The following is a 14178-nucleotide window of genomic DNA, read 5'->3' on the forward strand; positions in this document are numbered from 1 at the left end:
GTTCAATCTGAGCCATGATCAAACTCTTCAATTAAAAAGTTTTGTGTCTTTCGACAGCTCAATGAATTCTGAATTTATTTAATATCTTTCGATATTGAATTGACTGTGCTGCAATTCTTTTCTTAAGAAAAACCTAAGTAAGTTATTGCTGTTGGTCACTCAGTTTCAATTGAGACTCTAAATTTGTTTGCCTCACTACCTAAGTAGCTTGGCTGTTAGAACTCAATCTGTACGAGTGCCCACACAGATGATTGCTTTATATTGTTAAAGAACGTTGCGATTAAAGCGTTAAACTTTATCCCGCTAGGGCTGCGCATCTTACGCTTTCCTATTTTTTTGTCAACACTTAATTTTGTTAAACTTGAAAGTTTTTAAAACTAAGTTTTACTCGACTCACTGAGTAGCTCGTGCCTCGCTATGCGTTGCGCTCTGCCGTCTCAGTGGGGTCGCATTATAGGGAGAAACGTTTTATACGCAAGCGTTTTATTGAATAAAATTGCATTTAATTTATACCCATAAAAACCTCACATTAAAAACACATGTTACCCACAAAAGCCTGTGGATAAGACCGCTTTTTTGCTTTTAAAACTAAACTCTTTTGATTTGTTATGGTAAGTTGCCAGCACTTTTACAACTCATGTACTTAGGTAGTATTCATGACAGATATAATAAATAGTATAAGTGCCTTACTTTGGGGCCAAGTTCTCGTCTACTTATTAATAGCAGCAGGTGTCTTTTTTACCATTCGGTTAGGCTTTATTCAATTTTTACAATTCCCACATATGTTTAAAGTTATGTTTGGCTCACGTAAATGTGGTGGAGATGAGATTTCTTCTTTTCAGGCTTTTTGTACTTCTTTAGCGGCGCGTGTTGGAACAGGTAATATGGCCGGTGTTGCCGTGGCACTTTATTTAGGTGGCCCTGGGGCTATATTTTGGATGTGGTTGATTGCTTTAATAGGTATGGCAACTAGCTTTGCAGAAAGTACGTTAGCGCAAGCTTATAAAACTAAAGACGCTGATGGCAACTTTAGAGGCGGCCCCGCTTATTATATGGAGCGTGGTTTAGGCAAACGCTGGATGGGTGTGTTGTTTTCATTGTGCTTAATTTTAGCCTTTGGCCTGGTATTTAATGCTGTACAGTCAAACTCTATTGCTGCCGCATTTGAAGTAGCGTTTGATGTACCTAAGTATATAGTAGGCATTGCACTTGTAATTGGCTCTGGCATCATTATTTTTGGTGGATTAAAAACAATATCACGTTTTGCCGAAATGGTTGTTCCATTTATGGCGCTTGCCTATTTGCTAGTTGCTATATATGTATGTGCGATTAACTTTACTGCCCTACCTGATGTTATTGTACTTATAATAAAAAGTGCTTTTGGTTTAGAGCAAGCAGGCGCCGGTGCAATTGGCTATGGTGTAACGCAAGCTATGATCCAAGGTATTAAGCGCGGTTTGTTTTCGAACGAAGCCGGTATGGGTAGCGCAGCCAATGCCGCAGCAACGGCAACACCTTATCCACCGCACCCAGCCTCGCAAGGGTATGTGCAAATGCTAGGTGTATTTATAGATACTATTGTGATCTGTACAGCCACTGCCTCATTAATCTTACTGTCTAATCAACTTGTGCCTGAATCGGGTGTATTAGGAATAGAGTTAACGCAAGCTGCACTACAAGAGCACGTAGGTGACTGGGGTACTTACTTTATTGCCATTGCCATTTTGTTTTTTGCATTTACCTCTATTGTCGCGAATTACTCATATGCCGAGACAAACCTAATGTTTTTAGAGCACAACTCTACTAAAGGAATGTTTATATTTAGATTACTTGTATTAGGTATGGTTATGTTTGGTGCCATTGGTGAACTAGGTATTATTTGGACACTTGCTGACATTTCTATGGGCCTTATGGCTATTGTAAATGTAGTTGCACTGTTTATGCTTTCAGGCGTTGTTGTGTGGTTATCAAAAGATTACAACGCGCAAAACAAGCAAGGTGTATTACCTACGTTTGACAAAGACAAGCACCCTAAGCTTGCCAAAGAGGTTGATCCTAACGCGTGGAAGTAACGCTAAATTAAAAAATTATTAAGCGAGCATTAGCTCGCTTTTTTTTGCCTTTCAAACTACATAAAAATTTATTAATGTATTTCAGAGATATATACCATAATTAAATATCAGTAATAGGCGCTTTTTGATTTACTTACGTACTATAAAATTGAAGTTTGTTATCTATAATATAAAGGAGTCATGATGGATGACCAATTGAACAAATACAGTATTGACACTACCGATTATCAGGTAGGTCAAGATAACGTACAAAAATGGGGGTTTGATGTTCATAATCCAGTGTTTGGAATAAGCGCATTTTTAGTCATACTATTTGTTGCCCTTACCTTATTGCTTGACCCTGAAGTGGTCAGGGAAGCACTTACCTCAACTAAAGATGCCATTATCAATAAATTTGATAGCTACTTCATGTTGATTGCTAATGGTTTCGTATTATTCTGCTTTGCACTTGCGCTCTCCCCTCTTGGTAAAATTCGCTTAGGGGGTGTTGATGCAAAACCTGAACATGGTTATCTCTCATGGCTGGCAATGTTATTTGCCGCAGGAATGGGGATAGGTTTACTGTTTTGGGGTGTAGCAGAGCCCGCAGCCTATTTTACTGATTGGTACTTAATGCCAATGAACGCAGAGCCAAATACCCCAGAAGCTCACTCTTTAGCCATGGGTGCTACCATGTATCACTGGGGCTTACATGGTTGGGCAATTTACGCCATTGTTGCACTTAGCTTAGCGTTTTTTGCTTACAATAAAGGCCTTCCTTTATCTATACGCTCCGTGTTTTATCCCTTATTTGGCGATCGTGCTTGGGGTTGGCTTGGCCATGTTATTGATATACTTGCTGTACTCTCTACGCTTTTTGGTTTAGCAACGTCTCTTGGTTTAGGGGCACAGCAAGCAACAAGTGGTATTAATTATTTAATGGGCACAGACTACGGTACCGCTTTTCAAATTACAGTTATAGCACTCGTTACCTGTATTGCTATTGTTTCTGTTATTAAAGGCATTGAAGGGGGTGTGAAAGTACTTAGTAACATCAATCTTATATGTGCATTTATTTTACTTGTAGCCATAATATCGCTTACTTTTAGTGACTCAATTACAGCAATATGGTTTACCTTTGGTGCATATGTAGAACATATGGTTCCGCTTAGTAATCCGTTTGGCCGTGAAGATGAAGACTGGATGCATGCCTGGACAGTATTTTATTGGGCATGGTGGATATCGTGGTCGCCGTTTGTAGGAATGTTTATTGCCCGCGTTTCTAGAGGCCGTACCGTGCGAGAATTTTTATTAGTCGTCATTGGCCTGCCAACACTGTTAAGCTTAGTGTGGATGGGGGTATTTGGTAATTTAGCGATTTCACAAATTATTGATAAAGTAGGCCCACTTGGGCAAAACGGGTTAACCGATATCTCTGTAACGCTATTTCAGGTTTATGAGCAGCTTCCGCTTAGTGGCCTTATTAGTGTGATCTCAATTGTGCTTGTTTTAGTATTTTTTATTACCTCTTCTGATTCTGGCTCACTTGTAATAGATGGCATAACCGCAGGCGGAAAAATTGATGCGCCGGTACCACAACGTATATTTTGGGCATCGATTGAAGGGGCAATAGCCGCCGTATTACTGTGGGTAGGTGGCTCTCAAGCCTTGCAGGCCTTGCAATCGGGAGTAGTAACCACTGCGTTACCTTTCTCAATTGTGCTTATTTTAATGTGCGTGGCGCTTATTCAAGGTTTAATGAGCGAATACCCTATTTATAAGGCACAAACAAAGTTATAGCATTATTTACTTTAGCAAAGCGGCCTTGTGTCGCTTTGCTTTGCACTTTATTTCCTCCCTTACCTACAACTTCAGTTAATACATTAACGAACGTATTTAATTATTAAACTGTTTAGCTTTGGCTATACACCTCTAAAACACGTTGATTTAAATAAATAGAACGCACATATCAGCGCATAATAACCAAGCGCTATTAGTTGCACCTTTAGCTTTCAAGTTTATATCATCCGGTAGTCGCGCATGTATGTAAATTGCTTTGATGAACTGAATTGGATTTAGACGGCAGCAGCAAAGCGATATAGGAAAAGTAATGTAGGTTTAAACAACTAACGCTAACGTGTAACAATACGTATGCTTTGCTTTAAGCACGATTGTCTTGTTTTAAGCCAATTGCTATTAATCTTTAAAGAATAGAAAAACATAAACAAAGTGATTGTTATATAAAAAATGGGTATTTATTTAAAATAGGGAGTATTTAATTTACTAAAAGGACTTTAGTAAAAGTGGTGCCCGAGGCCGGACTTGAACCGGCACGACTTGTTAGTCGAGGGATTTTAAATCCCTTGTGTCTACCAATTCCACCACTCGGGCATCGAGTTTGCTATTTAAAGCATGTGGAGTAATTAAATGGAGGCGGAACCCGGAGTCGAACCGAGGTGGACGGATTTGCAATCCGCTGCATGGCCACTCTGCCATTCCGCCTTAACGCTTCCAAATAATTTGGAGCGGCACACGAGGCTCGAACTCGTGACCTCGACCTTGGCAAGGTCGCGCTCTACCAACTGAGCTAGTGCCGCATTAAACTTTTCATTAATATTTTATCTAACTTTTAATTATTTTGGTAGAATAATTAAAAGTGGTGCCCGAGGCCGGACTTGAACCGGCACGACTTGTTAGTCGAGGGATTTTAAATCCCTTGTGTCTACCAATTCCACCACTCGGGCATCGAGTTTGCTATTTAAAGCAAGTGGATAAAACTAATATGGAGCGGCACACGAGGCTCGAACTCGTGACCTCGACCTTGGCAAGGTCGCGCTCTACCAACTGAGCTAGTGCCGCATCATATTAATTCTAAATTTAATTACACAAACTAATTTATGTAACATTGTTTTTATAAATTACACTTGGCGATGTAATTAAACCACAAAGTGGTGCCCGAGGCCGGACTTGAACCGGCACGACTTGTTAGTCGAGGGATTTTAAATCCCTTGTGTCTACCAATTCCACCACTCGGGCATCGAGTTTGCTATTTAAAGCATGTGGAGTGTTGAATGGAGGCGGAACCCGGAGTCGAACCGAGGTGGACGGATTTGCAATCCGCTGCATGGCCACTCTGCCATTCCGCCAAACCGTTGGACAACCTAATGAAAACTTGGAGCGGCACACGAGGCTCGAACTCGTGACCTCGACCTTGGCAAGGTCGCGCTCTACCAACTGAGCTAGTGTCGCATTATTATTTAATTATCTGCGTTATTCAACATCTTGCGATGTTTACGCTGCTAACTAAGTAACTTTGGTTTTCTTTATCTTAGGGGCTATGCCCTCTCAACACGGACGCATTCTACAGAGATTATTAAACGCGTCAACACAAAAAATGCCACTTTTGAACTGTTTGATTATTTTTTATCTAAAACGGTGCGTTATTAGACATTTACAATCAATTTTTGGTCAATTCACTCCATGCAGCCATTAAATATTGCACCATAGAGCTCAGTGTTAAATAGGTGGCTATATACAATAAAGCAAAACTTAAATAGATCATCCACGTATCGTATTGCCAAATTAGGCCAATAATCGCCAGCATTTGCGCCGCGGTTTTTATTTTGCCCATATTTGATACTGCAACGTTTCCACGTTTGCCTTGTTCGGCCATCCACTCACGTAATGCAGATATCACTATTTCACGGCTAATAATAATAAGGGCCGGAATCGTCATATACATAGACTGATAATGATCAGAGAGCGCAACAAGTGCAGCACACACCATAACCTTATCGGCTACAGGGTCTAAAAACGCACCAAAAGGCGTAGATTGCTCTAACTTTCGTGCTAAATAGCCATCAAGTATATCGGTGATTGATGCAAGCCAAAAAATAAAAGCGGCAGCAAAAAACGCCCAGCTATAAGGCAAGTAAAATATCACCAAAAATATGGGGATAAGAAAAAGTCTAAAGGTTGTGAGTGTGTTTGGAATATTCCACATAACTACTTGGATATGTCTTTTTTTCTATATTCGCATGAAGGGCTAGCCCTTGTCATGCAAATGGTTAAATATCTTCTCAGCCATGTCAGGACTGATCCCAGGAACTTTCTTTAACTGCTCTATATTAGCAGCTTTTACCCCTTGCATGCCCCCTAAATATTTTAATAATGTTTGGCGGCGCTTAGAACCTACTCCATTGATCTCTTCTAATAATGATTGCGTGCGCTGTTTTTGGCGCTTATTACGGTGCCCTGCAATGGCAAATCGGTGCGACTCATCGCGAATATGCTGGATTAAATGAAGTGCTGGCGCATCCGAATCCATAGGAATCGTTTTTCGCCCGCCATCAATTAATAAGGTTTCAAGGCCTGGCTTTCTGCTTGTGCCTTTTGCTACACCTACTAACAGCGGCATTTTAGCATGTGGCCACGTGGCAAAATACTGCTCTGCACGGCCTAGTTGCCCTTTACCACCGTCAATGAATATAACGTCAGGAATTTTGTCTTCATCTACCACTTTGTTGTAGCGTTTGTTCAGTGCAAACTCCATTGCCGCGTAATCATCACCGCCGGTTATACCCGTTACGTTGTAGCGCCTGTACTCTTTGTTATTTGGCCCTTGTGAATCAAATACTACACAACTGGCTACTGTGTTCTCCCCCATGGTATGGCTGATATCAAAACATTCCATTCTGTTTATATCATCTAAGCCTAGGGTCGCTTTTAATTGTGCATAACGTTTGTTTATAGAGTCTTGCGTACTTTGTTTAACGGTAATGCTGTTTAATGCGTTTTTATTAGCAAGCTGAAGATATTGTGCTCTCTCTCCGCGGGTAACCACTTTAAGCGATACTTTGCGCTCACTAATTTGCGTAAGAGCTTCACTCAATGCGCTACTTTCTTCAATCTCGAACGGTAAAATAATTTCTTTTGCTATGCGCCCTGTCGCACCAGGCGCTAAATAATATTGCCCTAAAAACGAAGTGAGTATTTCCTCTTGCCCCGAATCTTTAGGCACTTTTGGAAAATAGGTTTTACTGCCTAGCACTTTATGATCACGGATCATTAATAAATGAATCCCAGTTAATCCATTTAAGTGCGCAAAACCTACCACATCCATTTCAGCAAAATTACCTGAAATAGACTGCTGCTCCTGCATTTTGCGCAGTAGCATAATTTGGTCGCGCACTTTAGCTGCGAGCTCAAAGTTAAGGTCTTTACTCGCCGCTTCCATTTTTTTTATTAAATCGGCTATTACTTCGTGCGACTTACCTGTTAAAAACTTACGTACATAATCAACTTGTTCGCCGTACTCTTGCTCTGTCACTTTATTAACACACGGTGCTGAGCAGCGCTTTAGCTGATACTGTAAACACGGGCGGCTTCTAGCACGGTAATAGGCATCTTCGCACTGACGTACAGGAAATATTTTTTGCATTAAACGCAAACTTTCCGACACTGCGCCAGCACTTGGGAAAGGCCCAAAGTACTCGCCTTTTACCTTGCGGCTGCCTCTATGAAAGGCTAAACGCGGATGTTTATGACTGGTAAGTAATATATAGGGGTATGACTTATCATCACGTAATAAAATGTTATAACGCGGCTGATATTTTTTTATAAGGTTGTTTTCAAGCAGCAGGGCTTCGGTTTCGGTGTTTGTGAGCGTAACTTCAATATCGCAAATATTACTCACTAGCACACGGGTTTTGCTGTCGGTTAGATTAGATCTAAAGTAGCTACTTACCCGTTTTTTTAAGTTTTTAGCTTTACCGACATAAATAACTTGTTGTTCACTATCAAGCATACGGTATACACCCGGTTCACTTGATAGCGTTTTTAAAAATTGGGCGTGATCGAATTCAGACATAAATTAAAAAATTAATGAGATACGTCTATATCAATCATTTTATGGCGAATAGCCAAATGAGTAAGCTCAACGTCGCCCCCTACGTTTAATTTTTCAAACATACGGTAACGGTAGCTGTTCACTGTTTTTGAACTTAAATTTAAGCGCTCGGCAATATCTTGTGCTTTTTCACCTTTGGTGATCATTAGCATAATTTGTAGCTCGCGCTCAGATAAGCTTTGAAAAGGGTTTTCATCGGTACGCCCTGTTACTTGTGCAAGGGCAATTTGTTGTGCAATTTCTGGGGCGATATAACGCTGGCCTGCATGAACAGACCGTATAGCACGAACCATTTCATCAGAGCCTGCACCTTTGGTTAAAAAGCCATGCGCGCCAATTTGCATCACTTTTGATGGAAACGGGTCTTCGCAATTAACCGTAAGCACAATAATTTTTACATCTGGGCAATAGCGACAAATCTTTTTTGTGGCCTCTAAGCCACCCATGCCAGGCATGTTCATATCCATTAATACAATATTAGGTACGTGCTGGCGACAAAACTGTACCGCAGCCTCTCCATCTTTAGCTTCGCCTACCACTTTAAAACCACGTACATCATCTAATATACGTTTTATACCAGTTCGTACCAGCTCATGGTCATCAACTAAAAGCACATTAATCAATGTAATACCCTCATTAACCTAACAATACGCAACAAACAATCTAATTTGCCACATTACCACAGTTAAAGCGAAACAATAACTAATATTATTGCTTCGCTTTAGGTGTACTCATCTTTTAGCATTATTTTACTACTGCTAAAAACCAGTACTTTAGTTTTTTATGACGCTGCTTTTTCGCTAAAACGGTCTACCCATAGGGCAATAATACCATCGCCTGTTACATTACACGCTGTACCAAAGCTATCTTGCGCAAGGTAAAGTGCAATCATAAGTGCAACAGCGCCTTCGTTAAAGCCAAGCATACTGGTTAATAAACCGAGCGCCGACATTACTGCTCCACCAGGTGCACCTGGCGCTGCAATCATTACTACCCCTAACATCATAATAAACGGCAGCATCCCCATTAAAGAAGGTACTTCCATGCTTGGCGATAAAAACATAACGGCCATTGCACACGTCACAATCGTAATGGTAGAACCCGATAAATGAATAGTAGCGCACAGTGGCACTGTAAAGTTTGCTACATCTTCTTTTACGTTATTTGCTTTGCTTGATTGCAAAGACACCGGAATGGTTGCCGCGCTCGACATTGTCCCCAGCGCTGTAAAGTAAGCAGGAAGCATATTTTTAACGAGCTCCAACGGGTTACGTTTAAGTAATATCCCCGTAGAAACATATAATACGGTTAGCCACAGCCAATGCATAACAAGTGCTGCAATAAGCACAACACCAAAGGTTTGCAGTGTATCTACCACGGTCCCTGCTACGGTCATTTCTGCAAATACACCTGCAATGTAAAATGGTAATGCCGGAATAATTACTTTAGATAATAAAGCATCGATGACATCGCGACCCTGATCAGACACTTTTTTAAGTGTTTCTAATTCAAGTTGGCTCATGCCAATACCAAACACAAATGCAGTCACAAGCGCTGTCATTACACCCATCAGCGGTGGAATTTCTAAATCAATAAAACTACCAATTTCAGTGGCAACTTCGGCTTCAAACGTAATATTGCCACTTAGCAGTGGAATAACCGCACTCACTAATAAAAAGGCAAGCGTACCTGCAATTACTGTAGAGCTATAAGCAAAGCCAACGGTTTTACCTAATAAATGGCCAGACCCTTTAGGCAAGCCCGCAATGCCCGAAGCAATAAAAAATAAAATAATTAATGGGATGGTAAAAGAAATAAGTTGGCCAATAAGTTCTTTAACAGTAAATAAAAGCTCAACACCTGTGAGAGGCACATAAAGCCCGACCAAAATACCGGCCACAATACCGGCAATTAATTTTAAGATTAACTTCATTGTGATTGCTTAGTTGAATATAGATAGAGTGTTTTTAACATGTTTTAGGCGCATTGTGTGATAAAAGTATTCAAGTTATATTCATGTGCGCAAATAACACACAAAAACATCGCAATAATTAGCCTAATCTGAGCATTTTTTAACTACGTGGCGAAATTTACTCTTTAAATTTAAAAATGAGCCCGCATCTTTAATAACTAAAGCAACAATAATAACTAATTTTTATTTCGGCTGGTTATAAGCCCATTAGATATATGTTATAGCCAAACTTTACTTTAGTTTTTTTAAACTCGCAGTAAAGTGTATTTATATAGTTAATAGCAAAGGCTATTAACACATTGATCAGATTGTATCCAAAGGAACATTATGTCTACTATTTTTGAAGATAACTCACTAAGCATTGGTAATACACCACTGGTAAAACTTAATCGCGTAACAGGCGGAAACGTTTACGCTAAAGTAGAATCGCGTAATCCTAGCTTTAGTATTAAATGTCGTATTGGTGCATCAATGATTTGGGAAGCTGAAAAATCAGGTCAGCTTGTTAAAGGTAAAGAGCTAATTGAACCTACATCGGGTAATACAGGTATTGCCCTTGCATTTGTTGCAGCAGCACGTGGTTACAAATTAACACTCACCATGCCAAATACAATGAGCCTAGAGCGCCGCAAACTATTAAAAGCATTAGGCGCTAACTTAGTGCTTACAGATGGCGCTAAAGGTATGAATGGCGCAATTGAAAAAGCAAAAGAAATTCAAGCAACAGATCCAGAAAAATACATTTTATTACAACAGTTCGAAAACCCAGCTAACCCAAAAATTCACTTTGAAACAACCGGCCCAGAAATTTTTGAAGCGCTTGATGGTAAAGTAGACTTTTTTGTAGCAGGTGTAGGCACTGGCGGTACTATTACAGGTGTTAGCCGTTACCTTAAAAACGAAAAAGGCCTAGATGTCAAAGCGATTGCAGTTGAGCCAACTAACTCACCTGTCATTAGCCAAACGCTTGCAGGCGAAGAAGTAAAACCAGGACCACATAAAATTCAAGGTATTGGCGCAGGGTTTATTCCTGGTAACCTTGATTTAAGTGTGATTGATGGTGCTGAGCAAGTATCAAACGAAGATGCTATTGCAATGGCTCATGAGCTAATGAAAAAAGAAGGTATTTTAGTGGGTATTTCATCAGGCGCAGCTGTTGTTGCCGCTAAACGCCTTGCTGAAAAGCCAGAAAACGCTGATAAAAATATTGTGGTGATTTTACCAAGTGCCACAGAGCGTTACCTGTCTAGCCCAATGTTTGCTGAAGAATTTAGCGAGCAAGAATTAGTACAGTAAACTTCTCTCCTTGAGATACTTAAAAGGATGCTTATGGCATCCTTTTTTATTATTTATGATTCAATTTTCTATTTATTCCCCAGTGCTGCTTTACATCTTGTTTAATTAACCACACACTTTAAAAAAACTAATTAAAAACATTCAACATGAAAAAAACAACAGCTTATTTAAGTTTTATCGTATGCTTATTTTTAGCCGCCTGTGGCGATAGCGTACAAACGCTGGGCGACTCACCGGGCGATACAGCCACCGCTTACTTTGATGCATTGTATAATCAAAAAGATTTACAAAAAGCCAGCACAATGGCCACCCCTAACCTCAGCCGAATTATGAAATCCTATGGCACCGCTAAGCAATTTGCCCGCAACTTAGTAAACCTGCAATACGATGAAGTAGTAATAGAAGTCGATATGACCAACATGAGTGTACGCGAACAATATGGCGATAACGCCAAAATAAACCTCATTTTTACAGGCTACTTTAATGGCGATAAAGTCGATGATATGCGCAGCGTTAAAATGCTTCGTAAAAAAGGGAAATGGTATATAGATAAAATAGTTGCAGACCCTTACGCACGCTAACTTATAGACCACATATAAGGCCTTACACATGTAAGGCCTTTTTGCGTTTAGCGCTTATCTTAAGCGTTATAATTCACCGGGTTTAAAGTTATCAACGGCAATTGCTTGTTTTCTTAGTTTATTAGTATGGTGCATTGCATCTGCATCTGCTTGCGCAAGGAGCTCATTCTCTAGTGCGTAATTTATTGCACCTTCTATGTCGAGTGTTGCAGGGACCTTACCACTGCGTTGCCAGTGTTTTAATTCTTTAAACTGTGTTTGCATATCGTGCATAGCTAAAAATGCATTTTCCATCACGCCCGTGCCCGCATTTTCATCTACATAACATAAGTGCGTTAAACGGTTTCTAAACACCCCAGGTTGCGTCATATGCTCGCAAATACTTTGGGCTGTTTCATCACTTGGCTTGTGGTAGTGATTCCCCAGCGGAAACACAATGCGTTTAAGTAAAAAGTTAACCACCGGATTTGAAAAGTTTTTGAAAAAACCATCAAACGCTTGGCCTATCTCATAAAGAGAATTTTCAATAGCGTATTCCACAAAAGGTAAATCAGCCTGTTGGCGCCCTTCATCTTCAAAGCGTTTTAATACCGTAGAGGCTAAATATAAGTGGCTAAGTACATCGCCTAAACGCGCCGAAATCATCTCTTTACGCTTTAGCTCACCACCAAGTACCAACATGGCTACATCTGTGGTAAAAGCAAGCCCTCGGCTCATTCTGCTTAGCTGTTTGTAATACACAGCGGTTGCACCGCACACGGGCGCTTTTGCCAAACAGCTTCGCGTAAGACCATGCACAAAAGCCATGCCGGCATTACTGACAGCAAATAAAATGTGCTTCATCAATAAACTATCAAATTGATCAAGTGCTGCATCATCGTCTTCCATTGCGGCAGCTTCCATTTCCTTTAACACAAACGGATGACAACGGGTGGCACCTTGGCCAAAAATCATTAAGTTGCGGGTTAAAATGTTTGCCCCTTCAACGGTAATCGATACCGGGATCCCCATATAACCATGGGCTAAATAGTTATTAGGCCCAACTTGAATACCTTTACCAGAGTGAATGTCCATTGCATCGTTCATTACCGTACGCCCCATTTCGGTCATATGGTATTTTGCAATGGCGGTAACAACCGATGGGCTAAGTTTTAAATCTATTGCGCCTGCGGTCATTAAACGCGCAGACTCTAACGTATACGTTAACCCGCCAATACGTGCTAAGGCTTCTTGTACACCTTCAAATTGGCCAATTGATACACCAAATTGTTGGCGTACCACAGAGTAAGCAGAGGTCATTTTAGAGGCTAAATGCCCTGTTGCGGTGCTTAGTGCAGGTAAAGAAATACCGCGCCCAGCACTTAAACACTCAACCAACATGCGCCAGCCTCGTCCTGCGCCTTGCTCACCGCCAATAATCCAATCTAGCGGAATAAAAACATCTTTACCGTAGGTAGTTCCGTTCATAAATGCCATGTTTAATGGATAATGGCGCTCACCCGTTTCTACCCCTTCATGATCAGTAGGAATTAGCGCACAGGTAATACCTAGCTCTTTTTCATCGCCTAATAACCCATCTGGGTCATACATTTTAAAGGCAAGGCCAAGTACGGTTGCCACCGGCGCAAGCGTAATATAACGCTTAGACCAATTTAAACGCAGGCCTATAACTTCTTCACCATTATGCTGCCCTTTACACACTACGCCTGAGTCGGGAATACTGCCCGCATCAGAGCCAGCTTCTGGGCCGGTAAGTGCAAAACACGGCACATCTTTACCACTTGCAAGGCTTGGTAGCCAACGGTCTTGTTGCTCTTTTGTGCCATAGTGCAGTAACAGCTCGCCTGGGCCTAAGCTATTAGGCACCATAACAGTAACCGCCGCAGTTAAGCTTTTTGTGGCAATTTTTGACACTATGGTTGAATTAGCAATGGCAGAGAACTCACGTCCACCAAATTTTTCAGGAATGATCAGCGCAAAAAAGCCCTCTGTTTTTAAGTAATCCCAGACTTCTTTTGGTAGGTCTTTGTCTTTTTGTACAATTTGGTAATCATCTAGCATCGCCAGTAGCGTGTTCACCTGATTATCCATAAAGTCATTTTCTTTATCGCTAAGCTCAGGCCTTGGAAAGTTATGCAGTTTTTGCCAATCTGGATTACCACTAAATAGCTCACCATCCCACCATACATCGCCGGCTTCCATTGCCTCTCGCTCAGTTTGCGAGAGCGGCGGAAGTACCTTTTTAAACATTTTAAACGTAGGACGGCTGATCAGGTTAAGGCGAATATCTTTGACTGCAAAAATAACCACCACCACGACCAGCAATATTATAAATACTGACATGAGCACATTCCTTTTACATTGAATGAA

The 14178-nt window shown here is 40.8% G+C and carries 9 protein-coding genes and 8 tRNA genes; 4 read left to right on the forward strand and 13 right to left on the reverse strand.

The window, feature by feature from the left end; translation table 11 throughout:
• Positions 1–656: 656 nt before the first annotated feature.
• Together NQT65_RS04300 and NQT65_RS04305 are read left to right on the forward strand one after the other, a co-directional pair.
• The gene (locus tag NQT65_RS04300; RefSeq protein WP_256850594.1) at positions 657–2072 is read left to right on the forward strand and encodes an alanine/glycine:cation symporter family protein; all 1416 of its coding nucleotides are present in this window, start codon (positions 657–659) and stop codon (positions 2070–2072) included.
• A 183-nt stretch (positions 2073–2255) separates the two neighbouring features.
• A complete protein-coding gene (locus NQT65_RS04305; protein WP_029773123.1) occupies positions 2256–3851 on the forward strand; it encodes a BCCT family transporter in 1596 nt (531 codons plus the stop codon).
• Positions 3852–4355: 504 nt separating this feature from the next.
• Here the strand turns inward: NQT65_RS04305 and NQT65_RS04310 are convergent.
• The 12 genes from NQT65_RS04310 to NQT65_RS04365 all read right to left on the reverse strand — a co-directional run bounded on the left by NQT65_RS04310 (position 4356) and on the right by NQT65_RS04365 (position 9892).
• Positions 4356–4442, reverse strand: a tRNA-Leu gene (locus tag NQT65_RS04310).
• A 37-nt stretch (positions 4443–4479) separates the two neighbouring features.
• Positions 4480–4553 (reverse strand) — tRNA-Cys (locus NQT65_RS04315).
• A gap of 19 nt (positions 4554–4572) precedes the next feature.
• Positions 4573–4648, reverse strand: a tRNA-Gly gene (locus NQT65_RS04320).
• A 60-nt stretch (positions 4649–4708) separates the two neighbouring features.
• Positions 4709–4795, reverse strand: a tRNA-Leu gene (locus tag NQT65_RS04325).
• 39 nt (positions 4796–4834) lie between these two features.
• Positions 4835–4910 (reverse strand) — tRNA-Gly (locus NQT65_RS04330).
• Positions 4911–5000: 90 nt separating this feature from the next.
• A tRNA-Leu gene (locus NQT65_RS04335) sits at positions 5001–5087 on the reverse strand.
• A 36-nt stretch (positions 5088–5123) separates the two neighbouring features.
• A tRNA-Cys gene (locus NQT65_RS04340) sits at positions 5124–5197 on the reverse strand.
• Positions 5198–5224: 27 nt separating this feature from the next.
• Positions 5225–5300: transfer RNA gene (locus NQT65_RS04345), tRNA-Gly, on the reverse strand.
• A gap of 208 nt (positions 5301–5508) precedes the next feature.
• Positions 5509–6054: a CDP-diacylglycerol--glycerol-3-phosphate 3-phosphatidyltransferase gene (gene pgsA, locus NQT65_RS04350; RefSeq protein WP_024033647.1), complete on the reverse strand. Its 546-nt coding sequence runs from the start codon at positions 6052–6054 to the stop codon at positions 5509–5511.
• Positions 6055–6096: 42 nt separating this feature from the next.
• Positions 6097–7920, reverse strand: a complete 1824-nt coding sequence (gene uvrC / locus NQT65_RS04355; protein WP_256850595.1) for an excinuclease ABC subunit UvrC — start codon at positions 7918–7920, stop codon at positions 6097–6099.
• An 11-nt stretch (positions 7921–7931) separates the two neighbouring features.
• Positions 7932–8582 carry a UvrY/SirA/GacA family response regulator transcription factor gene (gene uvrY / locus NQT65_RS04360; RefSeq protein ID WP_256850596.1) on the reverse strand — a complete coding sequence of 217 codons (651 nt, stop codon included), beginning with the start codon at positions 8580–8582 and terminating at the stop codon, positions 7932–7934.
• Positions 8583–8740: 158 nt separating this feature from the next.
• Entirely contained in the window at positions 8741–9892 is a 1152-nt protein-coding gene (locus tag NQT65_RS04365; RefSeq protein ID WP_024033649.1) for a dicarboxylate/amino acid:cation symporter, read from the reverse strand.
• A 366-nt stretch (positions 9893–10258) separates the two neighbouring features.
• Here NQT65_RS04365 and cysK point away from each other — a divergent pair, with 366 nt between their 5' ends.
• Positions 10259–11227 (forward strand): cysteine synthase A, encoded by a 969-nt coding sequence (gene cysK / locus NQT65_RS04370; protein WP_138684424.1) that lies wholly within the window; start codon positions 10259–10261, stop codon positions 11225–11227.
• 146 nt (positions 11228–11373) lie between these two features.
• Positions 11374–11808, forward strand: a complete 435-nt coding sequence (locus NQT65_RS04375; protein WP_138684423.1) for a hypothetical protein — start codon at positions 11374–11376, stop codon at positions 11806–11808.
• A gap of 66 nt (positions 11809–11874) precedes the next feature.
• Here NQT65_RS04375 and NQT65_RS04380 read toward each other — a convergent pair whose 3' ends face one another.
• The gene (locus tag NQT65_RS04380; protein WP_256850597.1) at positions 11875–14151 is read right to left on the reverse strand and encodes an acyl-CoA dehydrogenase; all 2277 of its coding nucleotides are present in this window, start codon (positions 14149–14151) and stop codon (positions 11875–11877) included.
• Positions 14152–14178 lie beyond the last annotated feature (27 nt).

This window comes from Pseudoalteromonas agarivorans, assembly GCF_024518735.1.
Taxonomy (GTDB): domain Bacteria; phylum Pseudomonadota; class Gammaproteobacteria; order Enterobacterales; family Alteromonadaceae; genus Pseudoalteromonas; species Pseudoalteromonas atlantica.